Below are 20895 nucleotides of genomic sequence, written 5' to 3' on the forward strand. Positions count from 1 at the left end.
GGGCCCGCCCGCACCGTCAGCCGCCGTCGCGGGACGGCGGCTCGCCGTCGGCGAAGCCCGGGAACACGCCCGGTTCGCCGCCCCACTCCATACCGCGCAGTGTCGCTTCCTGCAGGCAGCGCAGCGCCAGGTCCCGCACCGCCGGTTCCGGCGAGGCCGCCAGCTCCAGGTACGTCTGCGCCCCTTGGCGCTCCACGCGCCGGGCGTAGCCGTCCAGGTCCGATTCGCCGTCGCTCTCGGGCAGCTCGTAGGCGGTGTCGCCCGCGTCGGGGCGGGCGTCGCGGTCGCCGATCTCCACCCGCAGCGTGTCCCGCTGGGCGCGGTGGGCGTCGAGGTGTTCGTAGCAGCGGTCGCGCCGGCCGCCGTCGGACCGGGCGCCGACGTAGGTGTAGGCGTAGACCGCGGCGTGCTCGGCGCGCAGCGCCGCCTGCAGCGCTGCGACGGTGTCGACCCCCTCGCCCGTGCCGGGCGTCGCCGTCTGCGGGTCCTGCGGTGTGGCGGTCATCGGGCCTCCGCGAGCAGTCGGGCGTGTCCGGTCTCGCAGGCGCCGATGGAGGCGACGAGCTGAGCCAGACCGGAATCGGACAGGCGGGCGAGCTGGCGGGAGCGTGCAGCGGCGGCGCTCTGCTCCGCCACCTGCAGGCCCTCGACCGGTACCGGGCCGTCGCCGACGGGCTCGGGGCTGGGCCGCGGGCTCTCCTCATCGGCGTCGCGCGGACGCCCCGGTTTCTCGGGAAGCCGCTCCCGCAGCGCGGCGAGGTGCTCGCGGTGATGGCCCGCCACCCGCTCCAGCAGCTCGGCCGGGCCGTCCCCGGCGGCGATGCTCGCCTCGTACCGCTGGATCAGGCGCCGCTTCTCGGTGATCGCCGAGCGCAGCACGTACTCGTCGGGGCTGATCTCGCTCGGGTACCACCGGGGCCCCCGGCAGCCGCTCAGCGCCGCGGCCGCGATCCCCGCGAGCGCGCCGGCGACGGCAGTACGGCGGCTGATGGCGCCGTCGTCGTTGGCCACCTTCCCTCCTCACCAGGAAGTCCCCGAATCCTGCCGGGGTGAGATGCGTTCGCCGTGCCGGCGGGGTACCGCACGCGTGCGGGAGGTGCGGCCGACGTCGCCGACATCCCGGACACCAGGGTGCGGATCGGTCCCCATCCTTCCATGATCGGCGCCGTGTGCGCGCGAGGCCCGCTCGCCGCCCGCCACCCCCCCCGCCCGCCGAAGGCGGCGCCGCGCGCCGTCTGCGTGTCCCGTGCCCGTTCCACCGCGCGCACGCCGCACCTCCGGCGGGGGATGTCCGCTGACGAGCACCGATGTTCGGGCATGGGCAAGGGTCGACAGTGGATACCCTTGGCATCACACGACGTCGCCGCGACGTGCGGACGACGACTGCTATAGCTGGACCGCCCCGGACACCGGTTCCGCGGGCGGAATTCGCCGAGGAGGATCACCGATGGGCGCGCAGGCTCGCCAAGACCGCATCGCCGAACTGGTGCAGCCCGTGCTTGCCGAAGTCGGCCTGGAGCTGGAGGAGGTCGAGCTCACCCCGGCGGGCAAGCGCCGGGTGCTGCGGATCGTCGTCGACTCCGACGACGGTGTCGACCTCGACTCCGTGGGCGAGGTGGCACAGGAGATCTCCGCGGTGCTCGACGGGTCCGACGCCATGGGAAAGGCGTCCTACACGCTGGAGGTGACCTCTCCCGGGGTCGACCGCCCGCTGACCCGGCCCCGCCACTGGCGGCGTTCGCGCGGCCGGCTCGTGCGGGTGGCGATCGCCGACGGGAGCGAGGTCGAAGGGCGCGTGGCCGACGCCGACGACTCCGGTGTCACCGTGGAGGTCGACGGGCAGAACTGCTTCTATGGCTATTCTGACCTGGGGCGCGGAAAGATCCAGGTGGAATTCCGCCGCGGTGCCGACGTTGACGCGGCGGACTAGAGGGGGAGCCCCGTGGATATCGATATGAGTGTCCTGCGCAGCCTTGAGCGCGAGAAGGACATCTCGGTTGACCTCGTCGTCAAGGCGATCGAGGACGCTCTGCTGATCGCCTACCACCGCCAGGAGGGAAGCCAGGTCCGTGCGCGCGTCGAATTGGACCGCACCAGCGGGCACGTGACCGTCTGGGCGGCCGAGACCGACGAGAACGGAACCAGGGTCGGCGAGTACGACGCTACGCCGACCGGTTTCGGGCGCATCGCGACCTCGACGGCCAAGCAGGTCATCCTGCAGCGCCTGCGCGATGCCGAAGACGAACTGACCCTGGGCGAATTCGCGGGCCGCGAGTCCGAGGTCGTCTCCGGGCTGATCCAGCAGGGCAAGGACCCGCGCAACGTGCTGGTGGACCTGGGCAAGGTCGAAGCGATCCTGCCGCCCCAGGAGCAGGTGCCCGGCGAGACCTACGGCCACGGCGAGCGGTTGCGCGCCTACGTGGTCCAAGTGCGCAAGGGCCACCGCGGCCCCTCGGTCACGCTCTCGCGCACCCACCCGCACCTGGTGCGCAAGCTCTTCGAGCTGGAGGTGCCCGAGATCGCCGACGGCACGGTGGAGATCTCGGCGATCGCCCGGGAAGCCGGCCACCGCACCAAGATGGCGGTGTTCTCCCACAAATCCGGCGTCAACGCCAAGGGCGCCTGCATCGGCCCGCTGGGCAGCCGGGTCCGCAACGTCATGGCCGAACTCAACGGCGAGAAGATCGACATCATCGACCACTCGGAGGACCCCGCCGCCTTCGTGGGCAACGCGCTCTCCCCGGCACGGGTCAGCGACGTCGAGGTACTGGACGAGGCCGGAAAAGTGGCCCGCGTCACAGTTCCCGACTACCAGCAGTCGCTGGCGATCGGCAAGGAAGGGCAGAACGCCCGGCTTGCTGCCCGGCTGACCGGATGGCGGATCGACATCCGGTCCGACTCCGACCCGGGCGACCTGGACGAAACGTCCATCGACGCCTCTCCCGACGACGACCCCGGAGGGCCCGCCGGGCACGCAGATGCGCCGACACGCTAGAATGGGGGGCCGCGGCCGTTCCCGGCCCGTACGCACGTGCGTCGGGTGCAGGTCGCGGGCAGCTCAGTCCGACCTTATGCGGCTGGTGGCCGACTCCGGCGCGGTCGTGCCGGACCCCGCCGGGCGTATGCCTGGTCGTGGTGCGTATCTGCACACGGAACCCGGTTGCTGGGAGTCGGCGAAGCGGCGGAGAGTCTGGCAGCGGGCGTTTCGAACCGCGCAGAGCCTCGACACGTCACGCGTCGACGCCCTGTTCGCCGTCGCTTCGCGCGTTGGCGACGCATCTGGATCCGGATAGGGTTGGAATGATCACGCCGCCCCGTTGGTTGTGAAGACTGTACGGCGGCGGGTCTCGCCATGTCGGCATGAAGACGTGGCCGACCCATTGTTGTGTAACGACGAGGAAGCGGGTCGAGATTGCGATGAGCGCTCGATGAGTACGCAGCGATGAGTACGTCAAGCTAGCGACGGTCCGGAACAAGCCCATGTCCCGGACCGAGTAGAGGAGAGCAGTGGCCAAGGTCCGGGTATACGAACTCGCCAAGGAGTTCGGAGTCGAGAGCAAGGCTGTTCTGGCCAAGCTCAACGAGATGGGTGAATTCGTCCGGTCGGCGTCATCGACCATCGAGGCGCCCGTCGTTCGTCGTCTCAAGGAAGCTTTCAACAACGGTTCCGGTTCCGGTTCCGGCGAATCGAGCCCCAAGCAGGAATCCGGGCAGGAGAAGGCCGGCGGCGGCGAGAGCGAGGCGCGTCCGCAGGCCCCCGCGAACGCGGCGGCCGAGACGGATTCCGCTCCTGCCGCGCGTCCCGCGGCGCCCAAGCCGGGCCCCAAGCCCGGCCCGCGCCAGGAGCCCGCGAGCCCCGTTCCGTCCGCGAGCGCGGGCGAGACCGCCACCGCGGGCGAGCCTGCGAGCGCGGCCGAGACCGAGACCGCGGGCACCGGCCAGGCCGAGAGCACCGGCCAGCAGGCGCCGCAGCCCGGCCCGCGCCCCGGTGCAGGCGCCGGTTCCGGCCCGCCCAAGGGAAACGCGCCCAAGCCGGGCCCCAAGCCCGGCCCGCGCCAGGGGCAGCAGTCCAAATCCGACAAGAACGAAAAGCCTGGTGGCCGCTCGGACAAGAGCGACCGCCCCGGGTCCTCGTCCGACGGCGGCAAGGCCCCGCGTCCGGGACCGCGCCAGTCCGGCCCGCGCCCCGGCAACAACCCGTTCGCCTCGACCGCCACCGGCATGGGCTCCAAGCCCGCGCCGCGTCCCGGCCCGCGTTCGGACAAGCAGGGCGGCGGCCAGGGCCAAGGCGGCCAGGGCGGTCAAGGCGGCCAGGGCCAAGGCGGCCAGGGCGGCCAGGGCGGTCAAGGCGGCCAGGGCCAAGGTGGCCAGGGCCAGGGCGGCCAGGGTGCCGGCACGCGTTCCGGCGGCGGTGACCGCGGCGGTGCGCCGCGTCCGGGCCCGCCCAGCGGCGGCGGCCCCCGGCCCACGCCGGCCAACGTCCGCCCGTCCGGTCCGCGCCCCAGCCCGATGAACATGCCCTCGTCGCGTCCGGCGCCTTCCGGCGGCCGCGGCGGCGGAGGCGGCCGTCCCGGCGGCGGTGCCGCAGGCGGCGGCGGAGGCCGCGGTCGCAGCGGCGCCCCCGCCGGTACCGGCACGGGCGCGCGTCCCGGCAGCGGTGGCGGCGGCGGCCGTCCCGGCGGCTTCGGCGGCCGGCCCGGTGCCGGTCGCGGCCGCGGCGGCGGAACGGCAGGCGCCTTCGGACGCCCCGGCGGCCGTCCGGGACGCCAGCGCAAGTCCAAGAAGCAGCGTCGCCAAGAGTTCAACGACATGCAGGCGCCGTCCTTCGGCGGCGTGAAGATCCCCAGCGGCAACGGGCAGAGCATCCGGCTGTCGCGCGGGGCGTCCCTGGCCGACTTCGGCGACAAGATCGGTGTCAACCCGGCGTCGCTGGTGCAGGTGCTGATGCACCTGGGCGAAATGGTCACGGCCACGCAGTCGCTGAGCGACGAGGTGCTGCAGCTCATCGGTGACGAGCTGCGCTACACCGTCGAGGTCGTCAGCCCCGAAGACGAGGACCGCGAGCTCCTGGAGTCCTTCTCCATCGGGTTCGGCGACGTCGGGACCGAATCCGACCGGCGCCCGCGCCCGCCCGTGGTCACCGTCATGGGCCACGTCGACCACGGCAAGACGAAGCTGCTCGACACCGTCCGCAGCACCAACGTGGTCGGCGGCGAGGCCGGCGGCATCACCCAGCACATCGGCGCCTACCAGGTCTCCACCGAGGTCGACGAAGAGGATCGCAAGATCACCTTCATCGACACCCCGGGCCACGAGGCCTTCACCGCCATGCGTGCGCGCGGTGCCCAGGCAACCGACATCGCCGTGCTCGTGGTCGCGGCCGACGACGGCGTCAAGCCGCAGACGGCCGAGGCCATCGACCACGCCAAGGCGGCCGAGGTCCCGATCGTGGTCGCGATCAACAAGGTCGACGTCCAGGGGGCCGACTCGCAGCGGGTGCGCGCCCAGCTGACCGAGTACGGCGTCGTGGCCGAAGAACTCGGCGGCGACGTGCAGTGCGTGGAGATCTCCGCGCTTCGCGGCGAGAACCTGGACGCGCTGCTCGAAGCGGTCGTGCTGACCTCCGATGCGGCGCTGGACCTGCGGGCCAACCCCGACATGGAAGCCCAGGGGCTGGCGATCGAGGCCTACCTCGACCGCGGCCGCGGCTCCATGGCGACGGTCCTGGTGCAGCGCGGCACGCTGAACGTCGGCGACTCGATCGTCTGCGGCGACGCCTACGGCCGCGTGCGGGCGATGCTGGACGAGCACGGCGCCAACGTGAAGAGCGCCGAGCCTTCGCGTCCGGTGCAGGTGCTGGGTCTGACCAACGTGCCCAGCGCCGGCGACAGCTTCCTGGTCGTCAAGGACGACCGGGTGGCCCGCCAGATCGCCCAGCAGCGCGAGGCGCGCGAGCGCTTCGCCCAGCAGAGCCGGTCCACCCGCCGGGTCACCATCGACACCTGGAAGGACGCGCTGGCCGAGGGCGAGCGCAACGAGCTGCTGCTGATCGTCAAGGGCGACATGTCCGGGTCGGTCGAAGCGCTTGAGGAGTCGCTGTCCAAGATCGACGCCGGCGGCGAGGAAGTCGACATCCGCGTCATCGGCCGCGGTGTCGGTGCGATCACGCAGAACGACATCAACCTGGCCGCGTCCGCGGGTGCGATCATCGTCGGGTTCAACGTCCGGCCGGAGGGCAAGAACAGCCAGCTCGCCGACCGTATGGGCGTCGACATCCGCTACTACTCGGTCATCTACCAGGCGATCGACGAGATCGAGGCCGCGGTCAAGGGGCTCCTCAAGCCCATCTACGAGGAGGCCCAGCTCGGCTCCGCCGAGATCCGCGAGGTCTTCAAGGTCCCCAAGATCGGCAACATCGCCGGTTCGATCGTCCGCGGCGGCACGATCCGCCGCAACACGAAGGCGCGGATCATCCGCGAGGGGATCGTCATCTCCGAGAACCTCAACGTCGAGTCGCTCAAGCGGTTCAAGGACGATGCCACCGAGGTCCGCGAGGGCTACGAGTGCGGCATCGGCGTCGGCTACAACGACGTCCGCGTGGGTGACACGATCGAGACCTACGAGATGCGCGAGAAGCCGCGGGAGTGACCGCACCCACGGGTGCGCCCCGCCGCCGCCCCGGCCGTTCGGGCCGGGGCCGGCGGCGGGCCGCCCCGCCGGTACCACCGTCGCGAACGGCCCGGCCGCTCCGTGATGCGGCCGCCACATGACATCTGAATCGCGATCCGCGGCGCGCGGCACACGGGGTGAGCGCATGTTCGTCGGGGCTTTGACGCTGGACATCCTGCTCGGTGACGTGCGTTCCCTGAAGCAGAAGCGCTCGGCAGTGCGGCCTATCGTGGCCGAGCTGCAGCGCGCGTGCTCCGCGTCGGTCGCCGAAACCGGCGACCAGGACCTGTACCGCAGGTCCGAGATCGGTGTGGCCGTCGTGGCCGCAACCGCCGCCCACTGTTCGCACCTGCTCCAGACTTGCGAGCAGCTCGTCGCGGAGCGCCCCGAGGTCGAGCTGCTCTCCGCGAGGCAGCGGCTCTTCAGCCCAGAGGAAGACTAGACACGATGGTTGACGCCGCACGAGCGCGCAAACTCGCCGACCGTATCCAGCGGATCGTGGCGGAGATGCTGGAGCGCCGGGTCAAGGACCCGCGCCTGGGCTTCGTCACCGTGACCGACGCGCGGCTGACCAACGACCTGCGCGATGCCACGGTGTACTACACGGTGTTCGGCACCGACGACGAGAAGGCCGGTACCGCCGCCGCCCTGGACAGCGCCAAAGGCATCATCCGCACCGAGGTCGGCCGCCAGACCGGGCTGCGCCATACGCCCAGCCTGACGTTCAAGAGCGACGACGTGCAGCGCAACGCCGCACACATCGAGTCGCTGCTGGATGAGGCCCGCCGCTCCGACGCCGAGGTGGCCCGCGCCGCCTCCGGAGCCGCCCCGGCCGGCGATCCCGATCCCTACAAGACACCGCGCCAGCCCGAGGACGAGGAAGACTGACCCCGGGCAGTCGCGCGCCCCATCCGACCCGACGCCTCCGCTGTCGGCGCGGCCCCGTCCGCCCGGCCGGCGGCGGCGTCCCGTGCCGACGAGGAAGCCTCAGCTCCATGACCGACAGCGGTGTCGCGATCGTCGACAAGCCGGCCGACTGGACCTCCCACGACGTGGTCGCCCGCACGCGCAGACTCGCCGGCACCCGCAAAGTCGGCCACGCCGGCACGCTCGACCCCATGGCCACCGGCGTGCTCGTGCTCGGCATCGGCAAGGGGACCAAACTGCTGGGGCACCTCACCCTCGCCGAGAAGGCCTACACCGCCACACTGCGCCTGGGACTGGCCACCGACACCGACGACGCCGAAGGCCGGCCCGGCGAGCGCACCGACGCCTCCGGGATCGCCGAGGAGGCCGTGCGGGCCGGCGCCGCCGCGCTCACCGGCACCATCAGCCAAGTACCGCCGCAGGTCAGCGCGATCAAGGTGGACGGAAAGCGCGCCTACAAGTCCGCGCGTGAAGGAAAGAGCGTCGAGCTGTCCGCCCGCGAGGTGACGGTCGCGGAGTTCGCGGTGGACGGGATCCGCCGCGTCGACGACGCCGACGGGGCCTTCGTCGACGTCGACGCCCGCGTCTCCTGCTCCAGCGGCACCTATATCCGCGCCTTGGCCCGCGACCTGGGCGCCGCGCTGGGCGTGGGCGGCCACCTCACGGCGCTGCGCCGCACCCGGGTGGGGCCCTACGGCGCGGACCAGGCCCGCACCCTGGAGCAGCTGGCCGAGGAGTTCACCGCGGTACCGCTGGCCCAGGCGGTGGCGGCGGCGTTCCCGGTGCGGCTGCTCAACGCCGAGGAGGTCCGCAGGATCGCCCACGGCAACCGCATCTCCCGCGGCGAACTCGGCCCCGGCCCGGTCGGGCTGTTCGCGCCCGACGGCGCGGTCGTGGCCCTCGCCGAGGACCGCGCCGACCACGCCAAACCCATCGTGGTATTCGAAGCGGCCTGAGAAGCCGCCGGGCGCCCGCTCGGGTTCTCGGCGGGACGGCCGCCGTCGGCCGCTTCCTACCGGACGGTACGGTTGGGCCGGACGCAGCCGGGCCGGGCCTCCGGCCCGACGGCGCCGAGCGCCCGCAGGACCGGACACGGCGGCCCGCCGCGCACGGTGCCCGCCGGTGCCGTGCGAAGCTGGTCGGCGGACGCGGCCACGTACCGGAGGGGAGCTGTTGGACGTGCGGTCTTGGCACGGTCTGGAGGAGGTGCCTCGCGACTGGGGCCGGTCCGTCGTGACCGTCGGCGTCTTCGACGGCGTGCACCGCGGGCACCAGGCCATCATGCGCGCCGCTGTGGAGCGCGCCCGCGCCGCGGAGCTGCCGGTCGTGGTCGTCACCTTCGATCCGCACCCCGATTCGGTCGTGCGCGGCGGCGACCCGCCCGCGGTGCTGACCCCCGAGCCGCGCAGGGCCGAACTGCTGGCCGAGTGCGGAGCCGACGCCGTGTGCGTGGTGCCGTTCACCTCCGAGCTGTCGCGGCTCAGCGCCGAGGACTTCGTGCGCCGGGTGCTGGTCGAGACGCTGGGGGCGGCGGCCGTGGTCGTGGGCGAGGACTTCCGCTTCGGGTACAGGGCCGGCGGCACTGTGGAAACGCTGCGCCGCCTGGGGGAGGAGTACGGTTTCACGGCCCAGGGCCTGGAGTTGGTGACCGGGGGCGACACCGTGAGCTCCACGCGCATCCGTGCCTGCCTGGAGGCCGGCGACGTGGAGGGGGCCGGCCGGGAACTGGGCCGCCCGCACCGCGTCGAGGGCATGGTGGTGCACGGCGCGGCGCGCGGCCGCGAACTGCTGGGCTTTCCCACGGCCAACCTGGACTGCCCGCCCGCGACGGCGGTGCCCGCCGACGGCGTCTACGCCGGGCGCATGCTGCTGGGCGACTCCGGTGCGGACGCCGCACCGTCCTGGCCCGCGGCGATCTCGGTGGGCACCAATCCCACGTTCGAAGGGGCGGCGCGCACCGTCGAGGCCTACGCGCTCGACCGCGACGACCTCGCCCTCTACGGTCGGCGCGCCGCCATCGACTTCACCCACCGCATCCGGGGGCAGCTGCGCTTCGACAGTGTCGAGGAGCTGCGGGAGGCGATGGCGCGCGACGTCGACACGGCCCGCGGGCTGACCGCCGCGAACTGACCGCTGGCCCGCGGCGCCCCCGTCGGGGCGCCGGTCGGCGCATGTCATCGGGAGCCGCGCGGTGCTATAGACTGGAGCGGCAAGATCGCATGCGCATGTCCGGATCCTTTTCCGGGCTAGCGGCCGGATGCGGCGCCCGCTGAGTTCGCGCGGGCGATCCCGGGCCGCTGACGGTGACTGTTCGTACGCGTGGTCACCGGCCCGTGCGCGATTTCCGACCGGCCTGCGACCGGATCGGCCGTTTCGCGCCCGGGGTCCCTGACGTCTGCGTACCGAGAACGCGAGAAGGAGCGACGTGTCGACCGACACCGCCACCAAGCAGCAGATCATCGCCGACTTCGGCACGAAGGAAGGCGACACCGGTTCCCCTGATGTCCAGGTCGCGCTGCTGACGCACCGCATCACGGAGTTGACCGAGCACCTGAAGACCCACAAGCAGGACCACCACAGCCGCCGCGGGCTGCTGCTGATGGTCGGCCGGCGCCGGCGCCTGCTCAAGTACATCGCGAAGCACGACATCAACCGCTACCGCCGCCTTATCCAGCGGCTGGGCCTGCGCCGCTGACGACGCAGGGATCGGGGAGTGGCCTCGGCCACTCCCCTTCTTAGTAGTGTGGACCTATCGGCCAGACCCCTGGCCAGCGGGTATCGTCCGAATGGACGATGCGTCGCATGACGCAGTCCACAACCGCATCCGAACCGCACGGCTCGTGGCAGAGTGCTCTCGCGCTCCCGACCTCGGCTGCCGCGTCGAGGCCGGTCCTCGGTAGTGGTCTGCGGCCTTCCCGTTACCGGGCGAGCCGCAGGCTTCGATCGATGGCCGGCCGCTGGCGGTCCCGCTGCGCCGGCAGGCTTCGCTCTGCCCGCGCCGCCGGGCGGCAGCGACTCTCGACGAATCCTCCGGGGCTGCGAACGCGGGACGACCGAACAGCCGTAACCCTTATGAGGAGGACGCCCATGGAGGGCGCGTATTCCGCCGAAGCTGTGATCGACAACGGCACCTTCGGCTCCCGGACCATCCGCTTCGAGACCGGACGCATGGCGGGGCAGGCCGCCGGCTCTGCCGTCGTCTACCTCGACGGTGAAACGATGCTGCTTTCGGCGACGTCGGCGTCCAAGCGTCCGAAGGAGAACCTGGACTTCTTCCCGCTGACGGTCGACGTCGAGGAGCGCATGTACGCCGCGGGCCGCATCCCCGGCTCGTTCTTCCGCCGCGAAGGGCGCCCGTCCGAGGACGCGATCCTGACCTGCCGGCTGATCGACCGCCCGCTGCGTCCGTCGTTCAAGCACGGCCTGCGCAATGAGATCCAGGTCGTCGAGACCGTTATGGCGCTCGACCCCGAGCACCTCTACGACGTGGTCGCCATCAACGCCGCGTCGATGTCCACCCAGCTCGCCGGCCTGCCCTTCTCGGGCCCGGTCGGCGGCGTGCGGGTGGCGCTGATCCGTGGCCAGTGGGTGGCGTTCCCGACCCACACCGAGTTGCAGGAGGCCACCTTCGACATGGTGGTGGCGGGCCGCGTCCTCGACGACGGCGACGTCGCCATCATGATGGTCGAAGCCGAGTCCACACCGCACACGCTCCAGCTGGTGGACGACGGCGCCGTGGGCCCCAACGAGCAGACGGTCGCCGAAGGCCTGGAGGCCGCCAAGCCGTTCATCAAGGTGGTGTGCCGGGCCCAGCAGGCGCTGGCCGATCAGGCCGCCAAGGAGACCGGCGAGTTCCCGATCTTCCTCGACTACGAGGACGACGTCTACAACGCGGTCGACTCCGCGGCGCGCGAGCAGCTGACCCAGGCGCTGACCGTCGCCGACAAGCAGGAGCGCGAAGACGAGCTGGAGCGCGTCAAGGCGCTGGCCGCCGAGAAGCTCGGCGAGGACTACGAGGGCCGCGAGAAGGAGATCGGCGCGGCGTTCCGATCGCTGACCAAGCAGCTCATGCGTGAGCGCGTGATCCGCGACAAGGTCCGCATCGACGGCCGCGGCCCCAAGGACATCCGCCAGCTCAGCTCCGAGATCGGCGTGGTGCCGCGCGTGCACGGCTCGGCGCTGTTCGAGCGCGGCGAGACCCAGATCCTGGGCGTGACGACGCTGAACATGCTGCGCATGGAGCAGTTCATCGACACGCTGAACCCGGATCGCACCAAGCGCTACATGCACAACTACAACTTCCCGCCCTACTCGACCGGCGAGACCGGCCGGGTGGGTTCGCCCAAGCGGCGCGAGATCGGGCACGGCGCGCTCGCCGAGCGGGCGATCCTGCCGGTGCTGCCGTCGCGGGAGGATTTCCCTTACGCCATCCGGCAGGTGTCGGAGGCGATCAGCTCCAACGGGTCGACGTCCATGGGGTCGGTCTGCGCCTCGACCATGTCGCTGATGCAGGCCGGGGTGCCGCTGAAGGAGATGGTCTCGGGCATCGCGATGGGCCTGGTCAGCGACGGCGACGAGTACGTCACGCTGACCGACATCCTCGGTGCCGAGGACGCGTACGGCGACATGGACTTCAAGGTCGCCGGCACGCGCGAGCTGATCACCGCACTGCAGTTGGACACCAAGCTCGACGGCATCCCGGCGTCGCAGCTGTCCCAGGCGCTGCAGCAGGCACGCGGCGCGCGGCTGGCCATCCTGGAGGTCATGCAGGAGGCCATCGAGCGTCCGGCCGACATGAGCCCCAACGCGCCGCGCGTGCTGACCGTGAAGGTCCCCGTCGACAAGATCGGTGAGGTCATCGGCCCCAAGGGCAAGATGATCAACACGATCCAGGAGGACACCGGCGCCGACATCACGGTCGAGGACGACGGCACGATCTACATCGGCGCCACCGACGGCCCGTCGGCCGAGGCGGCGCGCGACACGATCAACGGCATCGCCAACCCGACCATGCCCGAGGTCGGCGACCGCTACCTGGGCACCGTCGTCAAGACGACCGCCTTCGGCGCGTTCGTGTCGCTCCTGCCGGGCAAGGACGGCCTCCTGCACATCTCGCAGATCCGCAAGCTGCACGGCGGCCAGCGGATCGAGAACCTGGAGGACGTCGTCAGCATCGGCGAGAAGATCCAGGTCGAGATCCGCGAGATCGACGACCGCGGCAAGCTCTCGCTGGTGCCCGTCGAGGTGGTCGAGGCCGACTCCGCCTCCGCCTCCGCCGACGGCTCCGGGACCGACTCCGAGTCGGGTGCCCAGGCCGAGGAGGACGGCGAGACCGACTCCTCCGGCGGCGGCACGCGGCGGCGCCGCCGTACCCGCAGCAGCAGCGGTGAGAACACCTGACCGCTGTTCATGACCGACGGGGCGGTCGCACCTGACGGTGCGGCCGCCCCGCGTCTTTGCGGCCCCCTGTGCGGTCGTGTACGGAGGATCCGTGCGCTGCCGCCGCCGACCGCACGACCACACGAACGCCACCCGACGAGGAAGGCGAACCCGAGTATGAGCTCTGTGCCCATCGCCGCCGAGCAGGAGCCCGGCAGCACCGTCACCGTGATGGAGCCGGGTACCGGTTCCGGCCTGGTGCGGCGGACGGTCCTGCCCGGCGGGCTGCGGGTGGTGACCGAGGCGATGCCCGGCCTCCGTTCGGCGGCCTTCGGGATCTCGGCCACGACCGGCTCGCGCGACGAGGACCGCGATCACGCCGGCTCCGCCCATTTCCTGGAGCATCTGCTGTTCAAAGGCACCCGCAAGCGCGACGCGATGGCGATCTCGGCGCTGCTGGACAGTGTGGGAGCCGACCACAACGCCTACACCGGCAAAGAGCACACCTGCTACTACGCCAAGGTCCTGGACCGGGACCTGCCGCTCGCGGTGGACGTGGTGGGCGACATGGTGGCCGATTCGGTGCTGGACGCCGGCGAGGTCGAGACCGAGCGCGGGGTCATCCTCGAAGAGATCGCCATGAACGAGGACGAGCCGGCCGACCTCATCGACGACGTCTTCGCCGAGCACGTCTTCGCCGATTCCGCACTGGGCCGGCCCATCCTCGGCACCAACGACACCATCGGCGCCCTGACCCGCGACCGCATCATGGAGCAGTACCGCAGCGCCTACGTTCCCGGTGAGCTGGTCGTCGCCGCGGCCGGAAACCTGGACCACGACGCCGTCGTCGCCCAGGTCGAGGCCCTTTTCGCCCGCCAGTCGGCGGCCGCGGGCGACGCACGCCCCGCGCGCCCCCGCGTCGGCGGCGATCCGGTGCGCGCCTACACCGGTACCACCCTGGTCGGCCGCGACACCGAGCAGGCGCACCTCATACTGGGCCGCGAAGGGCTGGCGCGCACCGACGAGCGCTGGTACGCGCTGCGGGTCCTGGGCTCGGCGCTGGGCGGGGGGATGTCCTCCCGGCTGTTCCAGGAGGTACGCGAGAAGCGCGGGCTGGCCTACGCGGTGCAGGCGTTCCACAGCTCCTACGCCGAAACCGGCGCGTTCCAGATCTATGCGGGCTGCCTGCCCGACAAGATCGACGAGGTGCTGGGCGTGTGCCGCGAGGAGCTGGCCAAGGCGGCCGCCACCGGGATCGGCGGCGAGGAGCTGGAGCGCGCCAAGGGCCAGATCAAGGGTTCCTGGGTGCTGGGCAGCGAGGGCAGCAACTCGCGTATGGGCCGGCTGACGGTCCACGAGCTCGACTACCCGCGGCACTTCTCGCTCGACGACGACCTGGCGCTGTTCGACGCGGTGACGGAGGAGGACGTGGCCGAGGCGGCCGCCGACGTCCTGAACCGCCCGGAGATGCTCGCGGTCATCGGCCCCTACGAGCAGGGGCGGGCCTTCTAGGGAGCCGCCGCCGGCGGTGCCGCGCGGCGCCGCGCGGCACCGCCGGGCGTACACGAAGGCGCCCGGCCGAACGGATCGGCCGGGCGCCTGGGCGCTGGTGCGCGGAGCGGAAGCGGCGGCTAGCGCTGCTGCTTCTTCTGGCTCGTCACCTGGATGGTGCGCGGCCCTTCGGCATCGGCCGCACCCTTCACGCGGACCGTGAGGAGGCCTTCGTCGAAGGTGGCCTCGATCTCGTCGTCGTCGACGCCCGTGGGCAGGGTGATCTCCCGGCGGAAGGTCCCCAGGTAGCGCTCCGAGGCGTAGTAGATGATCTCCGAGTCGTCCCGCATGCGCTCACCGGCGATGGTCAGCGTGCCGTGGGAGAACGACACCTCCAGGTTCTCGGCGAGGATCCCCGGCAGGTCGCACCGGATGTAGAGGTCCTCGCCCTTGGCGAAGATGTCGGTGGGAGGGCTCCAGGCGTCGGAGTGCCCGCGCGGCGTGGCCGTCGCGGAGCTGGTCTCCAGGTTCGACATGGTGTCGGAGATGCGGTTCATCTCGCTCATCATGTCGATGACGCCGCGGAACGGATTGTTCCACTTCTTCTTGGTCGGCATGCCCGTCATTCCTCACTGAATCTCAAGCGCCGCTGTCACTGCTGTCCGACGGGCCCGAATTGTCCACGGTGCCCGAAGCCGACGTGGAGCCCGATTGGGCCTTGGAGCGGTCCACGTCCCCGGGAGGGGCCACGTGCACCTTCGATTCGCCTCCGCGGGAGGGAGGAGTCGTCCCGGGGACCTGTACCCGCACGTCCTCGGTCCGCAACGCCTTGAGGATGCCGAAGCAGATGATGATGAGGACGACGGCGAACGGCAGGCCGGTGATCAGCGAGGCCGATCGCAGTGCGTTCAGCGGGTCGGTATCGCCTGCGGCCATGCCGGCTCCAGCCGCGATCAGCACGATGGTCACCAGGCCCTCGGTGACGGCCCAGAAGAACCGTTGCAGCTTGATGGGGTGCGGGTCGCCGCCGTTGGTCAGCATGTCGATGACCAGCGATCCCGAGTCGGACGATGTCGCGAAGAACAGCACGACGACGACGATGGTCAGGACCGACAGCAGCCCGGCGAGGATATCGGGCATGGGCAGGTTGCCCAGAAGTTCGTACATCGCCAGGTCCGACGACACGTCGGCGATGCCGGTGTCGCGCACGTTGTCGTAGTACAGCGCGGCGCCGCCGAAGACGCTGAACCACACGATGGAGGCGCCGACCGGGGCGAACAGGGTGCCGGTGATGAACTGGCGGATGGTGCGCCCGTAGGAGATGCGCGCGATGAACATGCCCACGAACGGCGACCAGGCGATCCACCAGCCCCAGTAGAACAGGGTCCAGGCCTGCTGGAACTCGAAGCCGTTCGGGTCGGTCGCCGGATCGGCGACGTGCAGACTGGTCTGCGGCAGGTGCTGGATGTAGTAGCCGGCGAAGTCGGCCATGCCCGTGAGGATGTACAGCCGCGGTCCGAACAGGAACACCGCGACCATCAGGGTGACGGCCAGCCAGAGGTTGATCACCGACAGGCGGCGGATGCCTTTGTCGATGCCCAGCATCACACTGAGCACCGCGACGCTGGTGATCGCCGCGACGATGAGGGCCTGCACCCACCAGACGTTGGGGAGACCGAACAGTTCGCTCAGGCCGGCGTTGACCTGCCGGGAGCCGAGGCCCAGGGATGTGGCGAGGCCGAACAGGGTGCCGAACACGGCCAGGATGTCGACCAGGTTGCCGAGCCAGCCGTAGATGCGGTTGCCGATCAGCGGGTACAGCGCCGAGGCCGGCCGCATCGGCAGGCCCTTGCGGAAGCAGAAGTAGCCCAGAGCCAAGCCGAGCACGATGTAGATGGCCCACGGGTGCACGCCCCAGTGGAACAGCGTGAAGTTCATCGCCTCGGAGGCGGACTCCGGCGTATTGGGCGTGACCTCGTCGGGGTTGGGGCCGCCGCCGGCGTTGTAGCCCGCCGGCTCGCTGACGCCGTAGAACACCAGGCCGATACCCATACCGGCGGTGAACAGCATGGCGAACCAGGCGGTGGTTCCGAACTCCGGCCGCGACGAGTCAGGGCCCAGGCGGATGTTGCCGAACCGGCTGAACATCAGCCAGAGGACGAAGACCAGGAAGAAGGTCGCCGTAATAATGTAGAACCAGCCGAAGTACGTGGTGATCCACGTGAGGGCGTTGCCGGCGACTGTGGCGAGCCCACCGGTGAACAGGGCGCCCCAGATCAGGAAAGCCAGGATGACGGCGCCTGAGATGAAGAAGACCGGTGGGTTCGTGTGTTCTTGTATGTAGGACCTGAATCGAGAGATGACAACTCCTTCCCGAGGTCCGGACCGGGAGTCCCGGCGCAGGTACCGTCTTCGAGACGCGCCTTCGCTGTGCAGGGCCTGGCCCTCTCCTCCCGACCCCGTGAAGGTGCCTGCACGGGACCGCAGCTGGTTCCGGAGTACATTCCGTTGCGCTATTCGCAGTCCTCGACCGGAAACCCTACGGCCAAACGGGACAGACTTCGCTATTGCCTGCCGGATGGTTATAGGATATTGACCCCGGCGCTGTCGCGCCGGAGCAATGAACGCCCCGGTTCGTGCGTGTTGACGTTAGCGCAGCGGCTACTGCGCTCCGCGGTTGCGACACGGAGTCGAAATCGCGAGATTCATCGCTTCTTCTTCGCCTTCGCAACGCTCCTCTCGTTCGCCGTCGAGCGGTTTCGCGGCCCGCGACTCGCGGGTGCCGCCGAACGGGCTGTCGCCGCCGGGGCGCCATGATAGGCCCGATCCGGCAGCGGCCGGTGTGTCCGCTGGGGAGCGGCCGGGCCCATGCGGCACACGGGGATCCTCCCAGACCGCGGCGGCGCCCGGAGTTCCGATCCCCGCTGCGCAGTGGGAACGGCCCGGTGCACCTGTGCGCTCTTTACCCCGTAGCGCCGGGTTCATGTCGCAACAGGTGCGATATTCGTCGCAGGTGGTGACGGTCGCAGCCATCGCGGTGCGTTCGGTCGGAGCGGCGTCTGGGCCGGCGGCCGTTCCCGGGGGCGGCGGGGCCGGAGCCGGCCCCGAGGCCGTTTTTGTGCCGCAGTGCGCGGTACGTCCGGACCGTTGCCGCCCCTCGGCGGTCACCAGTCGGGCAGTTCCCGGCGGATCAGTTCCGACCACAGTTCCTCGACGCGCGCGGGGTCCGGGTCGACGGCGCGCGCGGACCGCCCGGCGCGGTCGTCGTCCGCCGCGGCGCGGAGCGCGTCGGCGGGCAGGATGGGGCACAGCCAGACCCCGCCTGTCAGCAGCCGGCGCACCGCCGAGCGGAGCGATTCGAGGGTCAGCGTGGGCAGCATGCCGCCTTTTTACCCGCTGAATGCCAGGGGATCCACCGCCGCACCCGCCACTCGGCGGAGTCCCCGCCCGCCCCGCCGGCGCTCTCCTTCCGGTTCCCGCACGACGTCGCATCACACGAGTGCGCATATACGCACATGTTTGTTATGTTGGCGCCGTCCGGAGGGCGGCCGGGGCCGTGCGGTGAGGAGGCGCCATGCTGGGGTTGCTACTGCGAGCGCGAACCTACCGGCGGCTGCTGGCCGCGCAGGTGGTCGCTCTGGCCGGCACGGGCCTCGCGACCGTCGCGCTGGGACTGCTCGCCTTCCGGCTCGCCGGCGACGACGCCTCCCGCGTCATGGCCACAGCACTGACGATCAAGATGGTCTGCTACGTCGTGGCCGGGCCGCTGCTGGCAGGGCTGACCGTGCGCCTGCCGCGGCGCGCCGTCCTCGTCGGCTCCGACGCCGTGCGCGCCGGCGCCGTCGCGGTTCTGCCCTGGGCCGACCAGCTCTGGCAGGTGTATGCGCTCGTGGCACTGCTGCAGACCGCCTCGGCCGCGTTCACCCCCGCCTTCCAGGCCCTCATCCCCGAGATCGTCGACGACGCCGACTACACCTCCGCCCTGGCGCTGTCGCGCCTGGCTTACGACCTGGAGGCGGTCGCCTCCCCGGCACTGGCCGCCGCACTGCTGCTGGCCGTGCCGTTCAGCGGCCTGTTCGTCTGCACCGCCGCCGGGTTCGCCGCGTCGGCGCTGCTGGTGGCGGGCACCCGGCTGCCCGGCTCCACCGGCCGCGGGTCGCCGTCGCGGCTGGCGGGTGCGCTGGGCGGGATGCGCGCCTTCGCGGCCCGGCCGCCGCTGCGGGCGCTGGCGGCGCTCAACCTGGCCGTCGCCGCTCCGACGGCGCTCGTGCTCGTCGACACCGTCGTCTACGTCCGCGGACCGCTCGGCGGGACCGACACCGGCGTCGCCCTGGCTCTGGGGTGCTTCGGCGCCGGATCGATGGCCGTGGCACTGACCCTGCCGCACCTGCCCATGCCCGCCGGTGTGCGGCCGGTGATGCTCGCGGGCCCGGTGCTGGCGGCGGCGGCCGCGGGGGCGCTCGCCGCCGGGTGGGCGATCGCGCCCGGCCCTGTACCGCTGGCCGCCGCCTGGGCCGCACTGGGCGCGGGATGCTCGCTCGTGGCCACCCTCACGGGCCGGGTGCTGCGCGACAGCGGCGCGGACTGCGGCCTGCCGCCGCTGTTCGCCGCGCAGTTCTCCCTGTCCCACGCGTGTTTCCTGGCCACCTACCCCCTGGCCGGATGGGCGGGTACCCAGCTCGCCCCCGAGGCGGCCTTCGCGGGCACCGCCGCGGTCTCCGCCGTGGCGGGCGGCGCCGCCGCGCTGCTGTGGCGCGGTGCGGTGCCGACGCCGGCTCCGGTGGCGGTGCGCACCCGCGCGGCGGCGGGCCGCAGCTGATCGCGGCACCAGGCCGGCGGCGCCGCGTCGCCCCCGATGCCCGGCGCGGACCTAGACTGCCCGTATGGAGACCCGAGAGACCGCGGCCCCGAGCCTGTCCCACGAGACGCCGCCCGAGGCGGAGCGCCTCGCCGTGGCCGCCGACGTCTTCCGGCTCCTGTCCGACCCCACCCGGCTGCACCTGCTGTGGGTCCTGGGCAACCGCGAAGCCGACGTCACCGAGCTCACCGAGGCCTGCGCCGCTTCACGCACCGCCGTCTCGCAGCATCTGGCCAAGCTGCGCCTGGCCGGGCTGGTGGAGTCGCGCAAGCAGTCCCGGCGCGCCATCTACCGCCTGCGCGACGGACACCTGCGCCGCCTCGTCCTCGAAGCCGTCAACCACGCCGACCACGTCGTCACGGGCGAACCGCCGCACCGGTAGATCCGCGGGCGTCAGTCTGCCATCTCGAAGCCGGCCACGACCTTCGCCGGGCGCACGCGCACGACCAGTTCCCCCGGAGCGCCGTTGCGCCGGCCGAACTCGTCGGCGCGCTCGGCCCCCATGTAGCGGCCCGCGATGACGGTGGCGGTGCGCAGGAGCTCATCGGGGTCTTCGGAGACCTCGGCGACGCCTTGGACCTGCACGAACGCATACGGCGGCGTCTCGACGTCGACGACCAGCGCCAGACGCGGATCGCGGGCGATGGCCCGGCCCTTGGCCGTGTCCGCGCCGGTGTTGAAGACGATCGTGTCGCCTTCGAGGACGAACCAGATGGGCGCGGCCAGCGGACGGCCGTCGGACGCCGTGTAGGCGAGCGTGCCGGTGCGTGTGCCCTCGTTCAGGAGTTCGCGCACCCGGGGATCGGTGATGGAAGCCATAGCGCCACCTTAGCGGGGATCGCGCGGCACCCGCCGACCGCACCGCGGCATGTCGGACCCCGGCGCCGCCCCGGAAACGGGGGAGCCCGGCGGTCCGTGCGGGACCGGCCGGGCCGAGTCGTGTCGGGCGGGTTCAGCTCACCTCGGCGGTGTGGGCCTCGCCCATCACGCCGGAGTGTGTGACCGAGACCGGCTCGGAGGAGCCGGGGAAGAGCACGACGCCGCTCTCGCTCTCGCCGTCGGCCAGGTCGAGCGCCTCGAACGCGTCGTCCTGGGTGGTGGTTTCGAACAGGTCGGCTTCGACGGTCTGGCCGTCGGCGTCCTCCATGCTGAAGTACAGCGGATTGACGTCGAGGCTCTCACCGGTGTTGTTGGTGAGGGTGACGTTCACGGCGACGTAGTCGTCGCCGTCGCTCAACACGGTGGTCTGGTACTCGGCGGATTCGGCGGTGATCTCGACGGGGGCGCCGCTGTCGGCCGGCTCCTCGTCGGCGGGCGCCGTGTCCCCGCCCTGGCCCTCGCCCTGCTCCGGTGCGGAGTCGCCCGAGTCGCCGCCGGAGCCCCCGCCGGCTTCGTCGTCGCCGCCGGTGTTGACGATGACGGCGAAGATGATGACGATTCCGAGGACGAGGGCCAGCGCGCCGCCGCAGCCGAAGCACCCCACGAGCCAGTAGTTGGGCTTCTTCTCGGGCTGGGGCGCCGGGTAGGGCTGGGGCTGGGGTGGATACTGAGAGTACACGGAGGTCCCTGTG

The 20895-nt window shown here is 71.5% G+C and carries 20 protein-coding genes; 13 read left to right on the plus strand and 7 right to left on the minus strand.

Going from position 1 to position 20895, the window contains the following annotated elements; translation table 11 throughout:
* Positions 1 to 16: 16 nt before the first annotated feature.
* Both HNR25_RS17100 and HNR25_RS17105 read right to left on the minus strand, forming a co-directional pair.
* Positions 17 to 505, minus strand: a complete 489-nt coding sequence (locus tag HNR25_RS17100) for a ferritin-like domain-containing protein (RefSeq protein ID WP_184636690.1) — start codon at positions 503 to 505, stop codon at positions 17 to 19.
* A complete protein-coding gene (locus tag HNR25_RS17105; protein WP_184636692.1) occupies positions 502 to 1011 on the minus strand; it encodes a ferritin-like domain-containing protein in 510 nt (169 codons plus the stop codon). The genes HNR25_RS17100 and HNR25_RS17105 overlap by 4 nt, the downstream gene beginning before the upstream one ends.
* Before the next feature lie 436 nt (positions 1012 to 1447).
* Between HNR25_RS17105 and rimP the strand changes: the two genes are divergently transcribed.
* The 11 genes from rimP (at position 1448) to HNR25_RS17160 (ending at position 14487) form a co-directional block, all read left to right on the plus strand.
* Positions 1448 to 1930: a ribosome maturation factor RimP gene (gene rimP, locus HNR25_RS17110; RefSeq protein WP_184636694.1), complete on the plus strand. Its 483-nt coding sequence runs from the start codon at positions 1448 to 1450 to the stop codon at positions 1928 to 1930.
* Between the two features lie 24 nt (positions 1931 to 1954).
* Positions 1955 to 2995: a transcription termination factor NusA gene (gene nusA / locus HNR25_RS17115; protein ID WP_184639454.1), complete on the plus strand. Its 1041-nt coding sequence runs from the start codon at positions 1955 to 1957 to the stop codon at positions 2993 to 2995.
* Between the two features lies 1 nt (position 2996).
* Positions 2997 to 3293: a YlxR family protein gene (locus HNR25_RS17120; protein ID WP_184636696.1), complete on the plus strand. Its 297-nt coding sequence runs from the start codon at positions 2997 to 2999 to the stop codon at positions 3291 to 3293.
* 214 nt (positions 3294 to 3507) lie between these two features.
* The gene (gene infB, locus HNR25_RS17125; protein ID WP_184636698.1) at positions 3508 to 6648 is read left to right on the plus strand and encodes a translation initiation factor IF-2; all 3141 of its coding nucleotides are present in this window, start codon (positions 3508 to 3510) and stop codon (positions 6646 to 6648) included.
* A gap of 166 nt (positions 6649 to 6814) precedes the next feature.
* Positions 6815 to 7111: a DUF503 domain-containing protein gene (locus HNR25_RS17130; RefSeq protein WP_184636700.1), complete on the plus strand. Its 297-nt coding sequence runs from the start codon at positions 6815 to 6817 to the stop codon at positions 7109 to 7111.
* A 5-nt stretch (positions 7112 to 7116) separates the two neighbouring features.
* Positions 7117 to 7557, plus strand: a complete 441-nt coding sequence (gene rbfA, locus HNR25_RS17135) for a 30S ribosome-binding factor RbfA (RefSeq protein ID WP_184636702.1) — start codon at positions 7117 to 7119, stop codon at positions 7555 to 7557.
* A gap of 107 nt (positions 7558 to 7664) precedes the next feature.
* A complete protein-coding gene (gene truB, locus HNR25_RS17140) occupies positions 7665 to 8552 on the plus strand; it encodes a tRNA pseudouridine(55) synthase TruB (protein WP_184636704.1) in 888 nt (295 codons plus the stop codon).
* Positions 8553 to 8775: 223 nt separating this feature from the next.
* Entirely contained in the window at positions 8776 to 9726 is a 951-nt protein-coding gene (locus HNR25_RS17145; protein WP_184636706.1) for a bifunctional riboflavin kinase/FAD synthetase, read from the plus strand.
* A gap of 295 nt (positions 9727 to 10021) precedes the next feature.
* Positions 10022 to 10291, plus strand: coding sequence for a 30S ribosomal protein S15 (gene rpsO / locus HNR25_RS17150; RefSeq protein ID WP_184636708.1), 270 nt, complete (start codon positions 10022 to 10024; stop codon positions 10289 to 10291).
* A 392-nt stretch (positions 10292 to 10683) separates the two neighbouring features.
* The gene (locus HNR25_RS17155; protein ID WP_184636710.1) at positions 10684 to 12996 is read left to right on the plus strand and encodes a polyribonucleotide nucleotidyltransferase; all 2313 of its coding nucleotides are present in this window, start codon (positions 10684 to 10686) and stop codon (positions 12994 to 12996) included.
* A 156-nt stretch (positions 12997 to 13152) separates the two neighbouring features.
* Positions 13153 to 14487: a M16 family metallopeptidase gene (locus HNR25_RS17160; protein WP_184636712.1), complete on the plus strand. Its 1335-nt coding sequence runs from the start codon at positions 13153 to 13155 to the stop codon at positions 14485 to 14487.
* 119 nt (positions 14488 to 14606) lie between these two features.
* On the opposite strand, the gene HNR25_RS17165 is transcribed toward HNR25_RS17160, so the two are convergent.
* The 3 genes from HNR25_RS17165 to HNR25_RS17175 all read right to left on the minus strand — a co-directional run bounded on the left by HNR25_RS17165 (position 14607) and on the right by HNR25_RS17175 (position 17846).
* Complete coding sequence (locus HNR25_RS17165; protein WP_184636714.1) at positions 14607 to 15083, minus strand: Hsp20/alpha crystallin family protein; 477 nt, start codon at positions 15081 to 15083, stop codon at positions 14607 to 14609.
* Between the two features lie 22 nt (positions 15084 to 15105).
* Entirely contained in the window at positions 15106 to 16806 is a 1701-nt protein-coding gene (locus HNR25_RS17170) for a BCCT family transporter (RefSeq protein WP_376767546.1), read from the minus strand.
* 824 nt (positions 16807 to 17630) lie between these two features.
* Positions 17631 to 17846, minus strand: a complete 216-nt coding sequence (locus HNR25_RS17175) for a hypothetical protein (protein WP_184636716.1) — start codon at positions 17844 to 17846, stop codon at positions 17631 to 17633.
* A gap of 194 nt (positions 17847 to 18040) precedes the next feature.
* Between HNR25_RS17175 and HNR25_RS17180 the strand changes: the two genes are divergently transcribed.
* Positions 18041 to 19285 (plus strand): MFS transporter, encoded by a 1245-nt coding sequence (locus HNR25_RS17180; RefSeq protein WP_184636718.1) that lies wholly within the window; start codon positions 18041 to 18043, stop codon positions 19283 to 19285.
* Between the two features lie 64 nt (positions 19286 to 19349).
* Positions 19350 to 19706 (plus strand): ArsR/SmtB family transcription factor, encoded by a 357-nt coding sequence (locus HNR25_RS17185; RefSeq protein ID WP_184636720.1) that lies wholly within the window; start codon positions 19350 to 19352, stop codon positions 19704 to 19706.
* Between the two features lie 11 nt (positions 19707 to 19717).
* Here the strand turns inward: HNR25_RS17185 and HNR25_RS17190 are convergent, their stop codons facing one another.
* Together HNR25_RS17190 and HNR25_RS17195 are read right to left on the minus strand one after the other, a co-directional pair.
* Entirely contained in the window at positions 19718 to 20143 is a 426-nt protein-coding gene (locus HNR25_RS17190) for a PPOX class F420-dependent oxidoreductase (RefSeq protein ID WP_184636722.1), read from the minus strand.
* Between the two features lie 133 nt (positions 20144 to 20276).
* Positions 20277 to 20882 carry a DUF4352 domain-containing protein gene (locus HNR25_RS17195; RefSeq protein WP_184636724.1) on the minus strand — a complete coding sequence of 202 codons (606 nt, stop codon included), beginning with the start codon at positions 20880 to 20882 and terminating at the stop codon, positions 20277 to 20279.
* Positions 20883 to 20895 lie beyond the last annotated feature (13 nt).

It is taken from the genome of Streptomonospora salina (genome assembly GCF_014204715.1).
Lineage (GTDB): Bacteria > Actinomycetota > Actinomycetes > Streptosporangiales > Streptosporangiaceae > Streptomonospora > Streptomonospora salina.